Source organism: Methylobacterium sp. D54C (genome assembly GCF_053345595.1).
Genome location: NZ_JBKFAK010000026.1, coordinates 1 through 21,060, shown reverse-complemented (window position 1 = coordinate 21,060; position 21,060 = coordinate 1). Strand labels below are relative to the sequence as shown.

Annotated in this window: 18 protein-coding genes and 1 pseudogene; 11 read left to right on the top strand and 8 right to left on the bottom strand. The window is 72.5% G+C overall.

What is annotated here, in order from left to right; translation table 11 throughout:
- Positions 1-65: 65 nt before the first annotated feature.
- The gene (locus tag ACLBYB_RS28215; RefSeq protein ID WP_091677303.1) at positions 66-1,160 is read right to left on the bottom strand and encodes a replication protein RepA; all 1,095 of its coding nucleotides are present in this window, start codon (positions 1,158-1,160) and stop codon (positions 66-68) included.
- Between the two features lie 890 nt (positions 1,161-2,050).
- Here ACLBYB_RS28215 and ACLBYB_RS28210 point away from each other — a divergent pair.
- Together ACLBYB_RS28210 and ACLBYB_RS28205 are read left to right on the top strand one after the other, a co-directional pair.
- A complete protein-coding gene (locus tag ACLBYB_RS28210) occupies positions 2,051-2,896 on the top strand; it encodes a TrmH family RNA methyltransferase (RefSeq protein ID WP_447700748.1) in 846 nt (281 codons plus the stop codon).
- Positions 2,897-3,105: 209 nt separating this feature from the next.
- Positions 3,106-3,360, top strand: a complete 255-nt coding sequence (locus ACLBYB_RS28205) for a hypothetical protein (RefSeq protein WP_026605300.1) — start codon at positions 3,106-3,108, stop codon at positions 3,358-3,360.
- Between the two features lie 275 nt (positions 3,361-3,635).
- Here the strand turns inward: ACLBYB_RS28205 and ACLBYB_RS28200 are convergent, their stop codons facing one another.
- Together ACLBYB_RS28200 and ACLBYB_RS28195 are read right to left on the bottom strand one after the other, a co-directional pair.
- Positions 3,636-5,684 carry a methyl-accepting chemotaxis protein gene (locus ACLBYB_RS28200; RefSeq protein WP_447700747.1) on the bottom strand — a complete coding sequence of 683 codons (2,049 nt, stop codon included), beginning with the start codon at positions 5,682-5,684 and terminating at the stop codon, positions 3,636-3,638.
- Positions 5,685-5,786: 102 nt separating this feature from the next.
- A complete protein-coding gene (locus ACLBYB_RS28195) occupies positions 5,787-6,146 on the bottom strand; it encodes a winged helix-turn-helix transcriptional regulator (RefSeq protein WP_447700746.1) in 360 nt (119 codons plus the stop codon).
- Positions 6,147-6,255: 109 nt separating this feature from the next.
- On the opposite strand from ACLBYB_RS28195, the gene ACLBYB_RS28190 reads away from it, so the two are divergent.
- Complete coding sequence (locus tag ACLBYB_RS28190; RefSeq protein ID WP_447700745.1) at positions 6,256-7,275, top strand: zinc-binding alcohol dehydrogenase family protein; 1,020 nt, start codon at positions 6,256-6,258, stop codon at positions 7,273-7,275.
- Between the two features lie 10 nt (positions 7,276-7,285).
- The gene (locus ACLBYB_RS28185) at positions 7,286-7,711 is read left to right on the top strand and encodes a cupin domain-containing protein (protein WP_091677311.1); all 426 of its coding nucleotides are present in this window, start codon (positions 7,286-7,288) and stop codon (positions 7,709-7,711) included.
- Positions 7,712-7,715: 4 nt separating this feature from the next.
- On the opposite strand, the gene ACLBYB_RS28180 is transcribed toward ACLBYB_RS28185, so the two are convergent.
- From ACLBYB_RS28180 to ACLBYB_RS28170, 3 genes are all read right to left on the bottom strand, one after another.
- Entirely contained in the window at positions 7,716-8,900 is a 1,185-nt protein-coding gene (locus ACLBYB_RS28180; protein WP_447700769.1) for an MFS transporter, read from the bottom strand.
- 66 nt (positions 8,901-8,966) lie between these two features.
- Complete coding sequence (locus ACLBYB_RS28175) at positions 8,967-9,257, bottom strand: type II toxin-antitoxin system RelE/ParE family toxin (RefSeq protein WP_447700744.1); 291 nt, start codon at positions 9,255-9,257, stop codon at positions 8,967-8,969.
- A complete protein-coding gene (locus ACLBYB_RS28170; RefSeq protein ID WP_331318819.1) occupies positions 9,250-9,519 on the bottom strand; it encodes a type II toxin-antitoxin system ParD family antitoxin in 270 nt (89 codons plus the stop codon). The genes ACLBYB_RS28175 and ACLBYB_RS28170 overlap by 8 nt, the downstream gene beginning before the upstream one ends.
- A gap of 286 nt (positions 9,520-9,805) precedes the next feature.
- Between ACLBYB_RS28170 and uvrA the strand changes: the two genes are divergently transcribed.
- The 7 genes from uvrA to ACLBYB_RS28135 all read left to right on the top strand — a co-directional run bounded on the left by uvrA (position 9,806) and on the right by ACLBYB_RS28135 (position 19,515).
- Positions 9,806-12,937 (top strand): excinuclease ABC subunit UvrA, encoded by a 3,132-nt coding sequence (uvrA, locus tag ACLBYB_RS28165; RefSeq protein WP_447700743.1) that lies wholly within the window; start codon positions 9,806-9,808, stop codon positions 12,935-12,937.
- Between the two features lie 613 nt (positions 12,938-13,550).
- Entirely contained in the window at positions 13,551-14,531 is a 981-nt protein-coding gene (locus ACLBYB_RS28160; protein WP_020095500.1) for a transporter, read from the top strand.
- Positions 14,532-14,815: 284 nt separating this feature from the next.
- The gene (locus tag ACLBYB_RS28155) at positions 14,816-15,790 is read left to right on the top strand and encodes a S1C family serine protease (protein ID WP_447696669.1); all 975 of its coding nucleotides are present in this window, start codon (positions 14,816-14,818) and stop codon (positions 15,788-15,790) included.
- A gap of 166 nt (positions 15,791-15,956) precedes the next feature.
- Positions 15,957-16,226 carry a GCG_CRPN prefix-to-repeats domain-containing protein gene (locus tag ACLBYB_RS28150; RefSeq protein ID WP_020095498.1) on the top strand — a complete coding sequence of 90 codons (270 nt, stop codon included), beginning with the start codon at positions 15,957-15,959 and terminating at the stop codon, positions 16,224-16,226.
- 283 nt (positions 16,227-16,509) lie between these two features.
- Positions 16,510-16,656, top strand: coding sequence for a DUF1127 domain-containing protein (locus ACLBYB_RS28145; protein ID WP_020095497.1), 147 nt, complete (start codon positions 16,510-16,512; stop codon positions 16,654-16,656).
- Positions 16,657-16,746: 90 nt separating this feature from the next.
- Complete coding sequence (trmFO, locus tag ACLBYB_RS28140; protein ID WP_447700742.1) at positions 16,747-18,210, top strand: methylenetetrahydrofolate--tRNA-(uracil(54)-C(5))-methyltransferase (FADH(2)-oxidizing) TrmFO; 1,464 nt, start codon at positions 16,747-16,749, stop codon at positions 18,208-18,210.
- A 102-nt stretch (positions 18,211-18,312) separates the two neighbouring features.
- Complete coding sequence (locus ACLBYB_RS28135; RefSeq protein ID WP_091677322.1) at positions 18,313-19,515, top strand: Zn-dependent hydrolase; 1,203 nt, start codon at positions 18,313-18,315, stop codon at positions 19,513-19,515.
- Between the two features lie 46 nt (positions 19,516-19,561).
- Here ACLBYB_RS28135 and ACLBYB_RS28130 read toward each other — a convergent pair whose 3' ends face one another.
- Positions 19,562-20,281: a CatB-related O-acetyltransferase gene (locus ACLBYB_RS28130; RefSeq protein ID WP_042671319.1), complete on the bottom strand. Its 720-nt coding sequence runs from the start codon at positions 20,279-20,281 to the stop codon at positions 19,562-19,564.
- Positions 20,278-21,060, bottom strand: a pseudogene (locus ACLBYB_RS28125) (glycosyltransferase); the annotation flags it as partial. The gene ACLBYB_RS28130 and the pseudogene ACLBYB_RS28125, both read right to left, overlap by 4 nt.

Below are 21,060 nucleotides of genomic sequence, written 5' to 3'. Positions count from 1 at the left end.
AGCCACCGTCACATATTCCGTCAGGCAGCCATTCCCTGAGGGAATGAGAGGCAGCGATCCCTGTTCTATTCCTTGAGGCGCTTCCGTATTCCCTTAGCCGCAGGGCGAGGCGGCACGAGCAGCGTGCTGGGATCGGCCGGGTGCAGGGTCAGCCCGCCGTCGTCGAGCACCAGCGGCAGCCGCGGAAACACCTCGCGCAGATGCGCGAGATCGGCCTTGAACGCCTGGCGGAAGCTGCGGATCGAGGCGTTCTCGGCCCCGAACTGCGCGTGGAGGTTGGCCCAGGTCAGGCGGAGCGGCCGCTGCAGGGACCGCAGGCGGTAGCCGGTCCAGAACAGCAGGTCGAGCTTGCGCGCCGAGCCCGAGAAGGCCCGGGCCGCCCGCAGGTCCACCGGCAGGGCGTGCCGGATCAGGGTCTCGTAGAATTCGGGATCGAAGCGCACCGTGCGGCCGGCCTCGTCGTCCCCCTCCCCGGCGCGGGGGCGCCACAGTTCCAGGCTGCGGAACGGCGGGACGTTGAGGGTGGTCGCGCTGTCGCGCCCGTCCCAGAGGCCGATCTGCATGGAGCAGGCGGCCAGCCGGTTCAGCTGCTCCTTGAACTGGCGGATGGTGCCCCGCTCGCCCCCCGTGACCGCGAAGCCCATCTCCCGCATGAAGCCCGACAGGGTCTCGGCCACCTTCACGGTGGGGCTGCGCTGGCGCACGGCCTCGGTGCAGAGGTGCAGCAGCACCAGCCGGGCCTTCGGGCCGTAGGGCAGCCCCTGGGGCTCGAAGGCGCCGGTCTCCGGGTCCTTGATCCGGCCGGCGATCAGGTTGAGCGAGTTGCGGCCGTAGCTGCGGGAGAATTCCCGCACCGGCCCGGGGTCCCGGTAGGGCAGGCCGCACAGCGCCAGGACCGAGTGGATGTGCTGGAGGCTCGACGGGACGGCCGGCTCGTTCTCGATCACGAGGCGCACCGCGTCGCGGCGGCGCTGGTCGCGGGACAGCCCGGCCCGGCGGCTCTCCTCCTCCCCCAGGAGGGCGGCCTGTGCGTCGCGCTCGCGCTGACGGTGCAGCACGTGCTCGACGATCTGCGCGAACAGGAAGCCGCCGCGCGCCGCCTCGATCTCGGCCCGCAGGTCCGGGTCGTGGATCCCGGCGATCTTCTCCTCGATGCTCATCGCCCCTCGGCCCGCGGTACACGGGCCGTCGATCCGCCAGGCGGACGGACGGCCCGATCCTGCCATGCCACGATTCGCCCGCCGCGGCCCCCGTCCGATCGGCCTTGTCCCGGCTATCCACGCTTCCCCGGTCGCGGGGATACGCCCGAAAGCGGGCCGACACTGCTCCCTTCACGGCCGGCTCCCGGGCCGGCACGCGCAGAGTTCGATACGGGCCCCGCTCCCCCGGCGATCCCACGCAGAGTCCGATACGCGGGACCGCTCGGTGTCCGTCCCCGTTATTCACCGCTCCGGGCCCGGATTCGCGCCGAATCGGATACGCCGCCGCGCAGATTCCGATACGCCGACCGGCCCTCCGGGCGCAGAATCGGATACGCCGCGACGCAGAGTCCGATGCGGGCCGGCGCAGAGTCGAATGCGCGAACGCAGGCCAAGGCCCTGGCACAGATGCGGAATTCGCAACCCCATATAACTTGCTGAACTGACTCTCTGAGAGATTCTCCCAGATAATCTTCCTACTGCGGACCAGCCCGTTCGTTCTGACGAACGACCGTGTCGCGCCCGCACATGCACAGGTCACAAAGGGAATATGAGTTCGTTTTCCACATTCCTACGCGGGAGGACCGTCCCGACTTGACGGGTCGGCGACGGAATCCGGTGCCGTGCCGGCGCGCTCCGTCGATCGTCCTGGCCCTGGATCCCCGAGGGCTGCCGGCAGCTCCCGGTGTGATGCCGGCTTGACGCGCGCGATGCCGCCCGGTTTCTCGGCTCCTTCCGACAGGGCCCTCAGAGAAGAGCGCGCCGATGCCCCCCTTGCCCGAATTCGTCTGGCCCAGCCTCGCCCGACCCAGCCTCGCCCGATCCAGGGCCCCTTCGCCGATCGCGGCCCGATGACGGATCGCCGCGACGACGGCCGGCCGCCCGGCGGACGCCCCGCCCGGCCCCGCCCGCACGGGCCCCGGCGCCCCGCCCCCCGGTCCGGAGGTCGCCCGGGCGGGGCGTCCCGCCCGTGGGAGGAGGGCGGCGACGGGCCGACCGTACTCTACGGCTGGCATCCCGTGGTGCAGGCCCTGGGCAACGCCCAGCGCGGCCTGCACCGGCTGCTCGCCACCGAGAACGCGGCCGCGCGGCTGGAGGCCGAGTTCGGGGGCGCCGTGCGGATCACCCCGGAGCTGGTGCGGCCGAGCGACATCGGCCGCCTGCTCGGGCCGGACGCCGTCCACCAGGGCCTGTACCTGGAGGCCGAGCCCCTGCCCGCGCCCGGCCTCGACGACCTGCCCGCCGACGCGCTGCTGCTGGCGCTCGACCAGATCACGGACCCGCACAATGTCGGGGCGATCGTGCGCACCGCCGCGGCCTTCGGGGTCGCCGGGATCGTCACCACGGCGCGCCACGCGCCGGGCGCCACCGGGGTCCTGGCGAAATCCGCCTCCGGCGGCCTGGAGCACGTGCCCTTCGTGACCGTCCGGAACCTCGCCGAGGCCCTGATCGCCCTGGGCGAGCGCGGCTTCACCCGGGTCGGCCTCGATTCGGACGCGCCCGAGAGCCTCGACGCGCTGACGATCGCGCGGCCGCTGGTGATCGTGCTGGGTGCCGAGGGCAAGGGCCTGCGCGAGCGGACCCGGGGCTGCTGCGACGTCCTGGCCCGGATCCCCTTCTCGGGCGCGATCCGCAGCCTCAACGTCTCGAACGCCGCCGCCATCACCCTCTACGCCCTCGGCCGCGCGAGAGACTGACAAGAGACTGACAGGGGAGCGACAGGAACCCGCCGGGGCCGTGACGGACGCGCGACGGGGACGCGGCCGGACCGGCACCCGATCGGTCCCGGCGAGACACGTTCGGAAACACGGAACCGCCACCGGAAGCCCTTCTTCCGCCTAGGCAATCTTCGCAACTTCCCGTAGAATAAGTCGCGAGGGGGGCGTCGTCTCGAGGGCTGCGCCGGATGTTGGACGATGCGTTTACCTACGGCGGCTGGGTCCTCGGCCTGATCGCCGTCGGCGTGTGGATCTGGCTCGCGCGGCGCGCCTTCCCGAGTTTCGAATCCTTCGTGACGGGCTTCGACGACGAGCTCCAGCTCGGCGCCAGCCCGGAGGAGCGCGCGCGCAGCGCGCGCTGGCGTCAGGTCCGTCAGGCCGCCATGGCCCTGACGGCCGTCGCGGCCCTGTGTCTGTCGATCGGCTTCGCGATTCCCGACTGATTCCCGACGGGGCCGGAAACCCGGAGGCGATCCGGCCCGGATCCCGCGCTGAAGCCCCGGGGTTCCGGGCGTGCACCGTCCCCGTGCCCTCTCGCGGCCGGCGCGGAGCCTTCGTGGCGGTCGGCGCGTTCGGCCTCGAAGTCCTGGATCGCCGTGCCGCCCAGGGAGCGCGGCGTGTCGTGGCGGCCGCAAGCCCGTCATCGGATCCCCGGGCCGCCTCGCGCCGAGACGGTTCCCGACACCGCCAGGGGGCTCGACCCGCCGGAAGCCTCTCTTCAGGCCGCGCGGACCCGGGCCAGGAAGCCTTCGACGGCGCCGCGCAGGTCGCCCGCCTGCCGGGACAGGTCGGCCGCCGCCCGCAGCACCTGGGCGGAACCCTGGCTCGCCGTGCCGGCCGCCGCGCCGACACCCGCCATGTGGCCCGAGACGCCGCGTGTGTCCTGCGAGGTCTGCGCGGTGGTCCGGGCGATCTCCGCGGTGGCCGCCCCCTGCTGCTCGACCATGGCGGCGATCTCGGCGCCGATCCGCGCGAGGTCGCGGATCACCGCCGTGATGCCGCCGATCGACCGGACCGAGGCCTCGGTCGATCCGGTGATCTCCGCGACCTTGCGGGCGATCTCCTCGGTGGCCTTGGCGGTCTGCTCCGCGAGCGTCTTGACCTCGGCGGCCACCACCGCGAAGCCGCGGCCGGCCTCCCCGGCGCGGGCCGCCTCGATGGTGGCGTTGAGCGCCAGCAGGTTGGTCTGGCCGGCGATCTGCGAGATGATCGCGACGATCTCCCCGATGCTGCCGGCCGCCTGGGCGAGGCGGTGGACTTCCCCGGCCATGCCGTCGGCGCTCCGCGTGGCGTTCGCCGCGAGGTCCGCCGAGGACCCGACCTGCACGCCGATCTCCCGGACCGAGGCGGTGAGCTCCTCGGTGGCCGCCGCCACCGTGTCGGCCGAGCGGGCGGCCGAATCGGCCGACACCGCCACCGCCCGACTCAGATCGGTCGTGTCCTGGGCGGCCCGCGCCATCCCGTGCGCGGAGGCCTCCAGCTGGGCCGCCGCCGCCGAGACGGCCTCGACGATCCCGCCGACCTGGCGCTCGAAGCTGTCGGCGAGGCCGAGGGCGGCCGCGCGCTGGGCCGCCGCGGTCTCGGCGGCGAGCCGCTCCTGCGCGGCCCGGGCCGCCCGGCGCTCGGCGACGCTGTCGCGGAACGCCAGGGCGGCCGCGGCGATCGCCCGGACCTCGCGCGGCCCGCCGGTCGGGATGGTCAGGTCGGCCGTGCCCGCGTCCCGGCCGATCGCGGTCAGCACCCCGGCCATCCGGGAGAGCGGCCGGGCGATGGCCGTGCCGAGCCAGACCGCGAGGCCGGCCGAGAGGGCGAACAGGGCGAGCCCGCCGGCGGCCCAGAGGGCCAGCATCCGCTCGGCGCGGGCGTGCGCCGCCCCCGCGGCCGCCACCAGGTCGGCGGTGAGCCGATCCTCCACGCCCTTGAGGGCGTCGATCCGCTGCGTGGCGAGGCGGAACCACCCCGGCGCGTCGCGGAAGGCCGGGGGCGTCCCCGGCATCGTCTCCTGCACGCCCGCGCGCAGGCGGGCGACCGCGCGGGACGGCTCGGTCGCCTCCGCGGCGTCGAGCAGGCTCGCCTGCCCCGCTTCGGCGCCGGCCCGGAACAGGCCGGCATAGGTCGCCTGGTCGGCCGCGAGGGTCGCGAGGCCGCGGGCGGCCGCGAGGTCGAGGGTGCCGGAGGCGAAGACCGCCGAGGCGGCGGCCCGCTCCTGGCCGGCGGCCTCCTTCAGCGCCAGGAAGGCCGCGTAGGCGTTCGCCCGGGCGGCGAGGCCGGCCTCGTCGATCGCGCCGCCCATGGCCCGCACCAGGCCGAGCCCCTCCCCGATCAGGCCCGTGTAGTAGGCCACGGCCTGCGGCGGGGCCGCCGTCAGGGCGTCGACCGCCCGGCGCTGCGCGGCCAGCCCGGTGAGCGCCCGCGCGAAGCCCTCACCGCGCGCCTGGAAGACCGGCCCGAAGCCCGTCGCGGCCTTCATGGCCTCGGGAAGCCCGGCAAGCGCCGCGTCGGTGCGTTCGCGCTGGGCCGCCAGTTCCGGGCCGAACTGCGCGCCCTTCGCGCCCAGGAACAGGCTCGAGGCGCCGCGCTCCCGCTGGGCCTCGTGCACGAAGGCGCTGATCCGGGAGGCGAGGCCGACCAGGCCCTCCACCCGGCCTATCTCGGCGCGGCGCGCCCACTGGTCCGACACGGCGAGGCCCGCCGCCCCCGCGAAGGCGAGGCACGGGGCGAGCGCCACCGCCAGGATGCGGGCGCGGAGCGAGGCGAGGATCGGCATCGGAAGTTCTGGAACCGTCCGGCGGGAGATGCGCCACCTTCCGGCCAAGTCATAAAGATCCGGTTATGTGGTCGCGCCCATATTCGGCACCGGTTTGCCCAATCAGGCGGCGTTTTGAGCCGTATCTGCCAATTCCGCGTGCAGATCACCCCAGGTCTTCAGCGCGCGGATGACCGGATCGAGGGACCGCCCCCGCTCGGTCAGGCTGTATTCCACCTTCGGAGGAACCTCGGCGTAGACCGTCCGGGTGATCAGGCCGTCGGATTCCATTTCGCGCAGCTGGTTGGTGAGCATGCGCTGGGTCACGCTGGCGAGGCGCCGCCGGATCTCGTTGAAGCGCAGGGTCCCCTCCAGCAGGTGGTAGAGGATCACGCCCTTCCACTTGCCGTCGATGAGCCGGAGCGTCGCCTCGACGGCGCAGCCGGGGCTGCAGGCGCCCGTGTGGCGGCGGGTGCGGGGCATGGGCTGTCTCCGACGGTATCATTTCCGGCACTAGTGGCGTTTTATGTGCGTACTTGCGGCCCGTGAAGGCGGGCGGCATCTCCTGCGGCGACACTCCGAGGAGATCACCATGCGCGCCGTCGGCTACCGCAAGTCCCTGCCGATCACCGATCCCGAGGCCCTGGTCGACCTTGACCTGCCCCAGCCCGAGCCCGGCCCGCGCGACCTGCTGGTGAAGGTCGAGGCGGTCTCGGTGAACCCGGTCGACACCAAGGTCCGGCGGCGGGCCGAGCCGGAGGAAGGCGGCACCAAGGTGCTCGGCTGGGACGCGGCCGGCACCGTCGTCGCCGCCGGCGCGGAGGTCCAGGGTTTCGCCGCGGGCGACGCGGTGTTCTACGCGGGCGACCTCACCCGGCCGGGGACGAACGCCGAATACCATTGCGTCGATGCCCGCATCGTCGGGCACAAGCCGGAGAGCCTCGACTGGGCGCAGGCCGCCGCCCTGCCGCTCACCGCGATCACCGCCTGGGAGACCCTGTTCGACCGGCTCGACGTGGACAAGCCGGTGCCGGGCGCGGCCCCGGCGATCCTGATCGTCGGCGGCGCGGGGGGCGTCGGCTCGGTGGCGATCCAGCTCGCCCGGGAACTCACCGACCTCACCGTGATCGCCACCGCGTCGCGGCCTGAGACGGCGGCCTGGTGCCGGGACCTCGGCGCCCACCACGTGGTCGACCATTCCAGATCCCTGGCGGCGGAGGTGGCGGCCCTGGGGATCGGCGCGCCGGGCCTCGTCTTCTCCACGACCAGCACCGACGCCCACCTCGCCGCGATCGTGGAACTGATCGCCCCGCAGGGCCGCCTCGCCCTGATCGACGATCCGGAGCGCCTCGACGTCGGGCTCCTCAAGCGCAAGAGCCTGTCGCTGCACTGGGAGTTCATGTTCACCCGCTCGATGTTCGCCACCGCCGACATCGCCGCCCAGGGTGCGCTCCTCGACGAGATATCCCGCCTCGTTGATTCCGGGCGCCTGCGCACCACCCTGGGGGAGCATTACGGGCGGATCGACGCCGCGAACCTGCGGCGCGCCCACGCGCTGGTCGAGAGCGGGCGCGCCAGGGGGAAGATCGTGCTCGAAGGGTTTTCCGATTGAGGAGGACGTGATGGCGGACGCGGCGGGGACCGGCCTCTTCGACGTGACGGCGCTGGCGGCGGGTCTGCCCGACAGCGCCGAGACCCTCTTGGTCGACACCTACCTGACCGACCGGGAGGCGGCGAGCGCCCGGGTGTTCCGGGTCTACCGGCCGACCCCGCCGCACTATCACGCCACCTGCGACGAGTACCTCTACTGCCTCTCGGGCCGGGGCCGGGTCTGGCTGGGCGATCCGGCCGCCGAGACGGCGTTCGGCCCGGGCCAGCTCCTGTTCTTCGAGAAGGGCACGGTCCACGCGATGCCGGCGCTCGAGCCCGGGGACCCGGTGGTGTTCCTGTCGATCGACACGCCCCGGCGGGCGCCGACCGACATCGTCTTCGTGAACCCGGAGGACGGGACGCCCGCCACCTTCATGGCGCGCAACGCCGAGGCGTGAGGGGTCACACCCGCAGGGACCGGCCGGCCGCCGCCACGCCGAGGAGCAGCGCCGCCACGATCAGCAGGGACGCGGGCAGGCCGAGCGCCTGCGCGGCGAAGCCGATCAGCGCGGGCCCCGCCAGCACCCCGGCATAGCCCAGCGTCGTCACCGCCGGCACCGCCACGCGCGCGGGCATCGCGGTCTGGCGCCCCGCCGCCGTGAACAGGACCGGGACGATGTTGGCGCAGCCCGCCCCGACCAGGGCGTAGCCGGCGAGCGCCGCCTCCCAGGCCGGGATGACGACCGAGAGCGCGAGGCCGGCCGCCGCCAGCAGGCCGCCGAGGATCACCACGGGCCGCCGGCCGAGGCGGGCCACGATCGCATCCCCGCCGAGCCGGCCGGCCGTCATGGTGACCGAGAAGGAAGCGTAGCCGAGCGCCGCCCAGGCCGGATCGAGCCCGCGCTGCTGGATCAGGAACACCGCGCTCCAGTCGAGGGCCGAGCCCTCGGTGAGGAACACCACGCAGCAGAGCAGGCCGAGGACCAGCACCGGGCCCCGGGGCAGCGCGAGGGCGGGACCGCCGCTGTCGCCGCCTCCTGCCCGGTCGGTCCGCAGGATGCCGGGCCAGGCCGCCGCGAACAGGGCCGCGATGCCCCCGACGAGCAGCAGCGCGCTCCAGCCCGCGCCGAGCCCGGCGGCCAGCAGGACGCTGGCGATCAGCGCCCCCAGGATGCAGCCGAGGCTGTAGAGGCCGTGGAAGCCCGACATCATCGGCCGCCCGCCGGCGCGCTCGACGGCGACGGCCTGCAGGTTCATGACGCAGTCCACCGCCCCCATCCCGGCCCCGAACAGCAGCAGCGCCCCGGTGAGCGGGACGAGCCCGGAGGCCAGGGCCAGGACCGGCAGGGCCAGGCCGAGCGCCAGCGTCCCGGCGAGCAGGACCGGCCGGTATCCCAGCCGCGCGGCCGCCGCCCCGGCGCTCGGCATCGCCAGGAGCGAGCCGATGCCGAAGGTGAGGAGCAGCAGGCCGAGCCCGGCCTCGTCGAGGCCGGCGCGGTCCTTCACCAGCGGCACCAGGGGCGCCCAGGTGGCGTTGGCGATGCCCACGATCAGGAACAGGAGCCGCGTGGACAGGCGCTGCTGGGTGGCCGTGCGGTCGTCGGAACCGCGGAGGGCGGCCGGATCGGTCGCGTCGCATGCTGGCATCGGCACCTGTCGATCGCGTCGCATCTCGGGGCTCGGGCGGCTCGGGCAGCGCAGCGAAAACCCACGCTACAGGTCGAGCCCCCTCACGCTGCGGCCGTGGACGATGGCCAGGATCAAGACACCGCCTTCCACCGGCTCGTACAGGATGACGTGGGCGGCGTACTCGTGCCGATGCACGCCGTGCCGGATCGCGGCAGCTGTCCGGCCCATGCGGGGATTGTCGGCAAGAAGCTGGAAGATGCGTTCCAACCCGTCAGCATAGGCTTCCGCTTGGCGGATACCGAACTGCCGGTAACCATAGACAGCGATGTCGAACAGATCCGCTTCAGCCCGCGCCGTGAGGGTATAGTCACTCATCTAGCGGTTGGTCAGACTGCGCGTGCTTCCTGGCCCGGGCGAGGATCTCGGGCACCTTGCGGCGGCTCGGTCCTCCGGCGCGGGCCTCGTCGACGATCCGGCGCAGATCCTCAAGCGTCAAATCGGCCTGGGCTCGTCTCTCGCGGTCACGGCGCACGAGGTCGCGGACGTAGTCGCTCGTGCTGGCATAATCGCCCTGTCTGATCTGCGCTTCGATCCACTCCTTCATCGGGTCGGGCAGGGAAATCGTCATGGTCGCCATGGGGTCTCCGTTATTCGCCCGGAAGGATCACGCGCCCGACGATAAGCGTTTTTCACAAATTATCTTATAGGCTGAGGCGTCGATGACGTCACCCGCACCGCCGCTACACCGAAGTGTTGCCGCCGTACGCGTTTCGTTCTAGCAAGGGCGGCGCATGACGGGCCTGCGTCCCGCCGGCCGCATCTTGCCGTGAGCCCCGTCGGGCTCGACATGAGGCCGTTGCGGCGGCTGGCCCGCGCGCGAATCCGATCTGACCGCGTCGACGCCTCGAAAGACCGCCGCCCTCATGGCCAAAGCCCAAGCTGGAAGTCGTGCCGCAAGCCGCGCCGACGCCGCCAAAGCCGCTCCCAAGTCGCCCGTCAAGGCGGTCCCGGCCAAGACAGCTCCGGCCAAGGTGGCCCCTGTGAAGGCAGTTCCGGCCAAGGCAGCCCAGCCCAAGCCGGCCCGCGCGAAGGGCGAGGCGTCCGCTGCGCGGACCGAGGCCGCCATCGACGCCAAGCTGGAGGCCCTGTTCGACGCCGCGCCGGCCCCCGTCGAGGACCGGCGGGTCATCGCGATCCGCGGCGCCCGGGAGCACAATCTCAAGAACGTCGACCTGACCATCCCGCGGGACAAGCTCGTGGTCTTCACCGGGCTCTCGGGCTCGGGCAAGTCGTCGCTCGCCTTCGACACGATCTACGCCGAGGGGCAGCGCCGCTACGTCGAGTCGCTCTCGGCCTACGCCCGCCAGTTCCTGGAGATGATGTCCAAGCCCGACGTCGACCAGATCGACGGGCTGTCGCCGGCGATCTCGATCGAGCAGAAGACCACCTCGAAGAACCCCCGCTCGACCGTGGGGACGGTGACCGAGATCTACGACTACATGCGCCTGCTCTGGGCGCGGGTCGGCATCCCCTACTCGCCGGCCACCGGCCTGCCGATCGAGAGCCAGACCGTCCAGCAGATGGTCGACCGGGTGCTGGAGCTGCCGGAGAAGACCCGGCTCTACCTGCTGGCGCCCGTGGTTCGCGGGCGGAAAGGCGAGTACCGCAAGGAGATCGCCGAATATCAGAAAAAAGGCTTCCAGCGGCTGCGCGTGAACGGCGAATACTACGCCATCGACGATGTGCCCAAGCTCGACAAGAAGTTCAAGCACGACATCGACGTGGTGGTGGACCGGATCGTGGTCCGGGCCGATATCGGCTCGCGGCTGGCCGAGTCCTTCGAGACCGCGCTGGAACTCGCCGACGGCGTCGCCGAGATCGTGTTCGCCGACGCCCCCGAGGGCGAGGCGCCGCGGACCGTCACCTTCTCGTCGCGCTTCGCCTGCCCGGTCTCGGGCTTCACCATCGCGGAGATCGAGCCGCGGCTGTTCTCGTTCAACAACCCGTTCGGCGCCTGCCCGACCTGCAGCGGCATCGGCCACGAGATGCGGATCGATCCCGAGCTGGTGATCTCCGATCCGGCCTTGAGCCTGAAGCGCGGCGCGGTCGGCCCCTGGGCGAAGTCGACCTCGCCCTATTACGGCCAGACGCTCGAGGCGCTCGCCGAGCATTTCGGCTTCAAGACGGGCGTCCCCTGGCAGAGCCTGTCGGAGACGGCCCGCGCCATCGTGCTCTACGGCTCGGGCAAGCAGGCGGTGCGCTTCGCCTACGACGACGGCTTGCGCAAGTACACGGTCAACAAGCCGTTCGAGGGCGTGATCCCGAACCTGGAGCGCCGCTACAAGGAGAGCGACTCGGACGCCGTGCGCGAGGAGATCGGGCGCTTCATGAGCGAGACGCCCTGCGCCGCCTGCGGCGGCAAGCGGCTGAAGCCCGAGGCTCTGGCCGTGAAGGTCGCCATGGCGGACATCGCCGACGTGACCGCCCTCTCGGTCTCCGAGGCGCACCGCTGGTTCTCGGACCTGCCCGGGAAGCTGACCGCGAAGCAGAACGAGATCGCGGTCCGGATCCTGAAAGAGATCCGCGACCGGCTGAGCTTCCTGGTGGATGTCGGCCTGGAATACCTGACGCTCGCCCGCGGCTCCGGCTCGCTCTCGGGCGGCGAGAGCCAGCGCATCCGCCTCGCCTCGCAGATCGGCTCCGGCCTGACCGGCGTGCTCTACGTGCTGGACGAGCCCTCGATCGGCCTGCACCAGCGCGACAACGAGCGGCTGCTCGGCACGCTCAAGCGCCTGCGCGACCTCGGCAACTCGGTGATCGTGGTCGAGCACGACGAGGACGCGATCCTGCAGGCCGATTACGTGGTCGATGTCGGCCCGGGCGCCGGCATCCACGGCGGCGAGATCATCGCGCAGGGCACCCCCGCGGAGGTGCTGGCGAACCCCGCCTCGCTCACCGCCAAGTATCTCACGGGCGCGATGGCGGTGCGCACCCCGACCGCCCGCCGCAAGGGCCGGAAGGGCAAGCTCGGCCTGTTCGGCGCGCGGGGCAACAATCTCAAGGACGTGGACGTCGAGATCCCGCTCGGCACCTTCACGTGCATCACCGGCGTCTCGGGGGGCGGCAAGTCCACCCTGGTGATCGACACCCTCTACAAGGCCGTCGCCAAGAAGCTGAACGGCGCCCTGGAGCACCCGGCCCCCTACGGGCGGCTGGAGGGGCTGGAGCACCTCGACAAGGTCATCGACATCGACCAGTCGCCGATCGGCCGCACGCCGCGCTCGAACCCCGCCACCTATATCGGCGCCTTCACGCCGATCCGCGACTGGTTCGCGGGCCTCCCCGAGGCCAAGGCGCGGGGCTACCAGCCCGGCCGCTTCTCGTTCAACGTCAAGGGCGGGCGCTGCGAGGCCTGCTCGGGCGACGGCGTCATCAAGATCGAGATGCACTTCCTGCCGGACGTCTACGTCACCTGCGACGTCTGCAAGGGCAAGCGCTACGACCGCGAGACCCTGGAGGTGAAGTACCGGGGCAAGTCCATCGCCGACGTGCTCGACTCCACCGTCGAGGAGGCGGCCGAGCTGTTCAAGGCGGTGCCGGCGATCCGCGACAAGCTCGAGACCCTGAAGCGGGTCGGCCTGCACTACGTCCATGTCGGCCAGCAGGCCACCACCCTGTCGGGGGGCGAGGCGCAGCGCGTGAAGCTCTCCAAGGAGCTGTCGAAGCGCGCCACCGGCCGCACCCTCTACATCCTCGACGAGCCGACCACCGGCCTGCACTTCCACGACGTCGCCAAGCTCATGGAGGTGCTCCACGAGCTGGTCGACCAGGGCAACACCGTGGTGGTGATCGAGCACAACCTCGAAGTGATCAAGACCGCCGACTGGGTGATCGACATGGGCCCCGAGGGCGGCGACGGCGGCGGCCGGGTGGTGGCGCAGGGCACGCCGGAAGAGATCGCCCGCGCCAAGGCCAGCCATACCGGCCGGTTCCTGCGCGAGGTGCTGGAGCGGCGGCCCGCCTCACCCGCGAGCCGCGGTCGCGCCGCGGAGTAGCGCGGCGGCGGAGGGGGGGCGGACCGTCCGGGGGCGGGCATCGCACGCACCGGCGACCGTGCCGGACGCGCCCCCGCCCCTGCAGTGCGGGCGCGGGTCCGACGCGACGATCACCCGCTCCCGGGCCGGCGCGGCAGTTTCTGCCGGGTCTCGGCCGGACCCCGCGCCCGCGGACGGTGATTCGAGCGGCCGGATCCGGCTCCGGACCCGCCGCCGACCGGCTCGGAGCCGGATCCCGGCCCGCGCGTCCGGACCGGCGGCCTGCCCGATCACCTTCCCGCCTTTGCCGGATTCTCCCGCGGCCCGGGCCGGCAACAGCTTGACCGTTCAACGATATTTTGCCGAAACCGCGGTCCGAGCAGGGTCTGTGGACAGTGTTGCATCGCCGCAAAAATGCGGCTTTTGCGCAACGGTTCGGCCGGTTGTGGCGTTTCGGCGAGCATTCCACTGTCTTTCCGCAGGTCTCTGTAGAATAGTCGCAGACGTTGAGACGGGCAGGCTCCGTGGGGGCGCTCGGCAGGTCCGAAGCCGGCAGCCGCGATAGGCGAGCAGACCGGCAGGGAAGTGCCGAATGCGGGACGGACGCCGTATGACCTTGGGAAGGAATGAGAAAATGATGAAGAACTGGCTCGCGGCCGGCACGGTCGCGCTCACGGTCGGCATGACCTCGACGATCGCGCAGGCGCAGACCACGACGGTTCCGGGCGAGCAGGTCGGCCTCGCGGTCGGCGCGCCGCTGCCGGAGGGTCTCTACGCGATCAACACGTTCACCTATCGCCGCACCGACGCGCCGAACTCGCCCGACACGGCCGTCAACATCCCGGTCCTGGTCTGGTCGACCCCGTTCGTGCCGTTCGGCGGCCGCGTCGAGCTGCTCGTGGCGCCCCCGACCGTGTTCGCCTTCACCCGCAACCCGGCGGGCGTGCGCAACAAGGACATCTCGATCAACGTCGGCACCTTCGTCGGCGGCATCTGGGCCTTCGACCTCGGCAACAACTTCGGCGTCAGCTTGCTCGGCGGCGCCTACCTGAACGACCTGAACGGCGATCGCGGCTCGATCATCACCGCGAACGGCACGACGGCCACCCCGGTCCTGCCGCAGCTCTCCTCCAACACCTACCGCTTCGGCATCGCCGGCAGCTACACGGGTGACGGCTGGAACATCACCGCCAACCTGACCGCCAACATCTACGACTCGCCCGGCCGCTTCCCCGGCCAGGTCGGCGCCGCCATCGGCCCGATCCGCCTGTCGGACGCCCTGAACTTCGACCTCACGGCGACCAAGAAGTTCGGCAACTTCGAGATCGGCCCGATCGCCTACGGCACCTACAACTTCGACATCAGCCAGGCCAGCGCCGCGGCCGGCAACCGTGGCCGGTTCGCCCTCGGCGGCCTCATCGGCTACGACTTCAAGATCTTCACCGTCCAGGCCTACGTTGCCCGCGACGTCGTGACCGGCGCGCAGTACACCAACGCGTTCGGCCGCACCCGCGACAACTACTCCACCGACGGCTGGATCCGGTTCATCGTGCCGCTCTACTCGCCGACCCCGGCCGCCGCGCCGGTCCCGGCGCCGCTGGTCCGCAAGTACTGAGATCCTTCCGAGACACCGGGCTCCCCGCCGCCGCGCGGCGGGGGCTCCCGGATCTCCGACAGGCCGTCCTCCGGGACGGCGCGCCGCCCGGCTCCGCCGGGCGGTTTTTCTTTGTGCCGGTGCCGCCGCGGGCCGCACCCGGCCGCCCCGGCCGCCCCGGGCGGGCCCGTGCCACGGGTCGCAGCCGGCTGCGGGTGACGCGGGTGGCGCGGACATCCTATGGTGTGCCGATGGCGCGGCTCCGGGGCCGACCGGAGCGCAGGCGGACGAGCCGAAGGATTGTCATGGCGACGCAGGGCGAGTGGAAGATCCCCGCGCAGGCCCAGCCCAGGCCCGCGGATTACGGCTACGACCTCGACCGGGCGCTCTCCGCGGTCCTGGCCCTGTCGGCGCGGATCCCGGACAGCGCGTTCACGGCCGAGACGCTCGGCACCGAGCGCGCCGGCAACGGCGTGGTGATCCGCGAGGACGGGCTGGTGCTCACCATCGGCTACCTCGTCACCGAGGCCGAGAGCGTCTGGCTCACCACCCGGGACGGCCGCTCGGTGCCCGGCCACGTCCTCGGCTTCGACGCCGCCACGGGCTTCGGCCTGGTCCAGGCGCTCGGCGATCTCGGCGTGCCGGCCCTCCCGCTCGGCCGCTCGGCCGGGCTCAAGACCGGCGACCGGGCCGTGCTGGCCGGGGCGGGCGGGCGCCAGCGCTGCGTCGCCGTCGAGGTCGTGGCCCGGCAGGAATTCGCCGGCTACTGGGAGTACGTCCTCGACGAGGCCCTGTTCACCGCCCCCGCGCACCCGCACTGGGGCGGGACCGCGCTGATCGGCCCCCAGGGCGACCTGCTGGGCATCGGCTCGCTGCAGCTGCAGCAGGGCGGCGGCGGCGCGGCGCGGCCGATCAACATGGTCGTGCCCATCGATCTGCTGACGCCGATCCTCGAGGACCTCGCCACGCGCGGGCGGGCCGACCGGCCGCCCCGCCCCTGGCTCGGCCTCTACGCCACCGAGAGCGAGGAGGGCATCGTCGTGATGGGCCTCGCCGATAACGGCCCGGCCGAGACCGGCGGCCTCCAGGCCGGCGACGTGATCGAGGCGGTGGCCGGCGAGCCGGTGGCCGACCTCGCCGCCCTGTTCCGGAGCGTCTGGGCCCTGGGCGAGGCCGGCGTGCGGGTCCCCCTCACGATCCGCCGGGAGGGGCGCGGCGTGAAGCTCGCCCTCGTCTCCGGGGATCGGGAGCGGTTCCTGCGCACGCCCTCGCTGCACTGAGGCCGCGACCCGGAGCGTGCAACCTTCGCGCTCCGAACGGCGTTGCCGCGGCGCCGTCGCGGGCCTGTACCGGACACAACCTACGGCTCAGCGACGGTTCAGGTGGCGGGACCGAATCTCGAACGACCGGCTCCCGATCCGCCGGAAACGTTGAGGAGATCCAGTCATGACGATTCTGAGCGCACCGCGCGCGAAGGCACTCGTGATGGCCGCCGCGATCGCCGGCGGCCTCGGGCTCGCGGGGTCTGCCGAGGCGGCCGGGGGCTGCGGCCCCGGCTTCCATCCCAATCCGTGGGGCATCTGCCGGCCGAACTGGGGCCCCCGGCCCTACGGCTACTGGCGGCGCCCGGTCTATTACGGCGGGTACGGCGGTTACTACCGGCCGCGGCCCTTCTACCGGCCCTACGGCTTCTACGGGCCGCGCCCGTTCTACTGAGCCCCCGTCCGAGCCCGTCAGACGGCATGCAGGGCGTCCCGCCGACCGGCGGGGCGCCCTTCGCGCGTGCGGAAGGCCCTTCTTCGCCCTGCATGCGCACAAAGAATGACCATCCGGAAACCTTGCCGGTTTCTTAAGCCGGTTATGCGATTTTCGCAGGTCTGGTGCTTGACCTTACGACTCCTGCTGCGCTGCGGCGCGATTATATGTGCGTTGCACCAACAAGAGGCAGCGATGCGCAATGGGGCGCCATCGTCTGCCCGAGCAGAGGTCACAGCACACCATGTCCGCCGCCCGTAGCGTCCTGAGCCGCGTCCGCGCCTATCTCCGGTACCGCGACACCGTCACCCAGCTGTCCCGCCTGTCGGACCGCGATCTTGCCGATCTCGGCATCAACCGCAGCGAGATCCGCGGCGTCGCCCGCGTCTGATCCCCGCGTCCGCGTCACAGCGCCCGAGACGAATGCCTCGAAGGACCGCCGCCCGTTGATCCGGACGGCGGTCCTTCGCTATTCTCGGACATGACACAGACCATCCACATCGTCGGCGGCGGCCTCGCCGGATCCGAGGCCGCCTGGCAGGTGGCCGAAGCCGGGCACCGCGCCGTGATCCACGAGATGCGCCCGGTGCGCGGCACCGAGGCGCACCGGACCGACGGGCTGGCCGAGCTCGTCTGCTCCAACTCGTTCCGGTCGGACGACCCCGAGGGCAACGCCGTCGGGCTGCTGCACCAGGAGATGCGCTCCTTGAGCTCGCTGATCATGCGGGCGGCCGACGCCAACCAGGTGCCGGCGGGCGGGGCGCTGGCGGTCGACCGCGAGGGCTTCTCCGCCGCGGTGACCCGGGCCCTGGAGCAGCACCCGAACGTCACCCTCGTCCGCGGGGAGGTCGAGGGCCTGCCGCCGGAGGAATGGGGGCCCTGCATCGTCGCCACCGGCCCGCTCACCGCGCCGGCGCTGGCCGAGGGCATCCGCGGGCTCACAGGCGCCGAGTCGCTGGCCTTCTTCGACGCGATCGCACCGATCGTCCACCGCGACTCGATCGACATGGACGTGGCGTGGTTCCAGTCCCGCTACGACAAGCCGGGACCCGGCGGCACGGGCGCGGACTACCTCAACTGCCCGATGACCCGGGAGCAGTACGATTCCTTCGTGGCCGCCCTCGTGGCGGGCGAGAAGATCGGGTTCAAGCAGTGGGAGGGCACGCCCTATTTCGACGGCTGCCTGCCCGTCGAGGTCATGGCCGAGCGCGGCCCCGAGACGCTGCGCCACGGGCCGATGAAGCCCGTGGGGCTCACCAATCCCCGCGACCCGCTGGTCAAGCCCTGCGCGGTCGTGCAGCTGCGCCAGGACAACGCGCTGGGCACCCTCTACAACATGGTCGGCTTCCAGACGAAGCTGACCTACGCCGAGCAGGTGCGGGTCTTCCGCATGATCCCCGGCCTGGAGCGGGCCGAGTTCGCCCGCCTCGGCGGCCTGCACCGCAACACCTACCTCGACAGCCCGCGCCTCCTCGACGCCACCCTCCGGCTGCGGGCCCGTCCGACCTTGCGCTTCGCCGGGCAGATCACCGGCTGCGAGGGCTACGTCGAGAGCGCCGCGGTCGGGCTGATGGCCGGCCGCTTCGCCGTCGCGGAGGCGGCCGGCGCCCCCCTCGCCCCCCTGCCCCAGAGCACGGCCCTCGGCGCGCTCATCGCCCACATCACCGGCGGCCACCTGATGGCGGACGGGGAGGCCAACGCCCCGCGCTCGTTCCAGCCGATGAACGTGAATTTCGGCCTGTTCCCGCCGCTCGAGCGGGCCCCCCGCAACGAGACCGGCCGGCGCCTGCGCGGACCCGAGAAGGCGGCGCTGAAGAAGCGCGCGCTCACCGACCGGGCCCGGGCCGATCTCGCCGCCTGGCTGGAGGGCGCGGGGGGCGGGGCGCGGGGCGATGCGCGGGGTGGCGCGCAGGGCGCGGCCTCGAGACCTGCGGCGGCGGAATAGCGGGCCGCACGGGGCTTGCACCGCCGGAGGCCTCCTCACGTGGCCACAACACTTGGCCACAACACTTGGCCACAACACTCGGCCTCATCGCCTGGGCTCACCATGACCGCGATCGACACCCGGGCCTTCCTGGCCGACCTGTACGAACTGCGCGAGATCGGCCGGTTCCGCACCGGCGTCCACCGGCCGACCTTCTCGGCCGACGACATGGAATCCCGGCGCTGGCTGATGGCCCGGCTCGAGGCCTGCGGCCTGGAGGCCTCCATCGACGGGATCGGCAACGTGCTCGGGCGCCACCGCGGGCCGGGCCCGCACCTGCTGGTCGGCAGCCACATCGAGACGCAGAACGAGGCCGGCTGGCTCGACGGGGCGCTGGGCGTCGTGGCCGGGGTCGCGCTGGCCCGCGCCGGGCTGCCCGTCGACGTCGTCGCCTTCGCCGACGAGGAGGGGCACTTCTCGGGGGGCTTCCTGGGCAGCCGCTCGGCGATCGGCGACCTGACCGAGGCCGAGATCGACGAGGCCCGCAACCGCACCGACGGCACGCCGCTCCGCGCGGCGCTCGCGAGCGCCGGCCTCGCCGGCCTGCCCCGGACGCGGCTCGACCCGGACCGCTACCGCGGCTTCCTCGAGATGCACATCGAGCAGGGCACGCAGCTCGAATCCGCCGGCCTGCATCTCGGCGTGGTGAGCGGCATCGTGGCGATCTGGCAGTTCCGGATCGACTTCGCCGGCAACCAGGACCACGCGGGCGGCACCACCATGGCGGAGCGCCGGGACGCGGGTCTCTCGGCGGTGCGGCTGCTCGCGGCGATCGACCGGGAATTCCCGAAGGTCTGCGGGCCGCGCAGCACCTGGACCACGGGACGGATCACCCTGGATCCCGGCGGCTTCAGCATCATCCCGGGGCGGGCCGAGGTGTATTTCCAGTTCCGCGACGTGGCGATGCCCGTGCTGGAGCGGATGGAGGCCTGCCTGGAGGCGCTGGTGCGGGACTCGAACCGGCGCGAGCGCTGCCCGGCCACGCTGACGGCCCTGGCCAAGGCGATCCCCGCCCCCTGCGACCCGGCCCTGATGCGCGCCCTCTCGGAGGCGGCCGAGAGCGTCTGCCCCGGCGGGTGGCAGGTGATGCCGTCGGGGGCCGGGCACGACGCCCAGAACGTCGCCCGGATCCTGCCGGCCGCGATGCTGTTCGTGCCCTCGATCGGCGGCATCAGCCACCACTGGGCGGAGGATACCAGCGACGCCGACCTCGCCCTCGGCGTGCGGGCCCTCGGCGACGCGGCGGCGCGGGTGCTGGCGGGCTGAGCGTGCCGCTCCGGACGCCCCGGCGCGTCCCGGCGGGCGCCCGGCCTCAGGCGCCCGGCACCAGCGACCGGATCGGGATTAGCTCCGGCCGGTATTCCTGCATGCCCCCGGCGATCCGCTCCTCGACGGCGTCGATGAACGTCTCCGGGTCGGTGATCGAGCACTGGCGCAGGTCCCAGAAGGCGTAGCGCCACCATTGCACCTTCAGGTAGCGCTCGATCAGCGCGTCCGGGAAGCGCATCTTCACGATCCGGGCGGGGCTGCCGGCCACGATCGCGTAGGGCGGCACGTCCTTGGTCACCACCGCCATGGCGCCGATCACCGCCCCGTCGCCGATCGTGATGTCGGGCATCAGGAAGGCGCCGTGGCCGATATAGACGTCGTTGCCGATGCGCACGCGCTTGGGCCAGAGATACGGGCCGGAGATCTCGTAATCCTCCGCCCGCGGGTCGATGCGGTCGAACACGGCCGAGTGGTGCGTGTAGAACAGCGGCGAGGTCGAGCCGCACTGGACCGGGTGGCTGCCGCGCCCGACCTGGACGCTCTCGCCGATCGAGCAGTAACGGGCGATGTCGGCCCCGAAATAGTAGCCGCTGACCGCGTACGAGAACGCCCCCATGGTGAGGCAGTAATCGACGCCCATCCACTTGATGCTGCACGGCGGCTCGAAGACGCAATCCTCCGGCAGGCCGAACGGGGCCGGGTGCAGCACCGAGATGCCGCGGCGCAGCATCTCCTGCTTCATGTCCTCGTTGACGGAGATCATGCGGCGTCCTCGTCGCTGGGGTGCCCGGTCCCGGCCGGCGCCGGGTCCAGGCCGTAATAGTCGCCCATCAGGTCGCCGTAGGTGGCGGCCCGGATCGGCACGGTGAGCCGGCCCGCGGCCGAGACGTCGATGGCGAGCAGGCGGTCGTTGAAGGCGGCCGGATCGGTGGCCAGCGCGCCGGGGAGCAGGTGCCCGTTCGGGTAGGCGCGCAGCCGCTCGGCCGGCGCGCCGAGGTCGAAGGCCGCCACCGGCAGGCCGGTGCGCAGCGCCAGGGTCAGCGCGTACGAGTAGGTCTCGGGCCAGATCGCCGGCAGCAGCACGAGGTCGGCCGAGAGCCGCCAGACCAGGTCCAGGGCCTCGTGGTCCCCGGAATAGCGCCCGGTCTGGGCGACCCCGACGCGCTCCAGGCCGATCGCCAGGGCCGGGTCCGAGTAGCCCACGATCGCGAAGTGCAGCGGCAGGTCGCGGTCCTGCGCGTCGGTGGCGAGCGCCTGCAGGAACAGGCCGCCCTTCGTGGCGCTGATCGCGCCGAGCACGGCGACGCGGCGGATTCGACCGGGCCGCTGGAGGGCGGTCGAGCGCACCGACCGCTCCGGCTCGACGTGCGGCCGCACCGTGACCGACAGATCCGGGTACACCGTCCGGATCCGGCCCGCCGTGTCGGAGGACGGCGCGAACACCCGCGCGGCGCCCGCCAGGAACGCCCCGAACGCCGCCCGCCGCTCGCCCGGATCCGGCTCCTCGAACCCGTCCGCGTCCACCGCCAGGCACGACCGGCA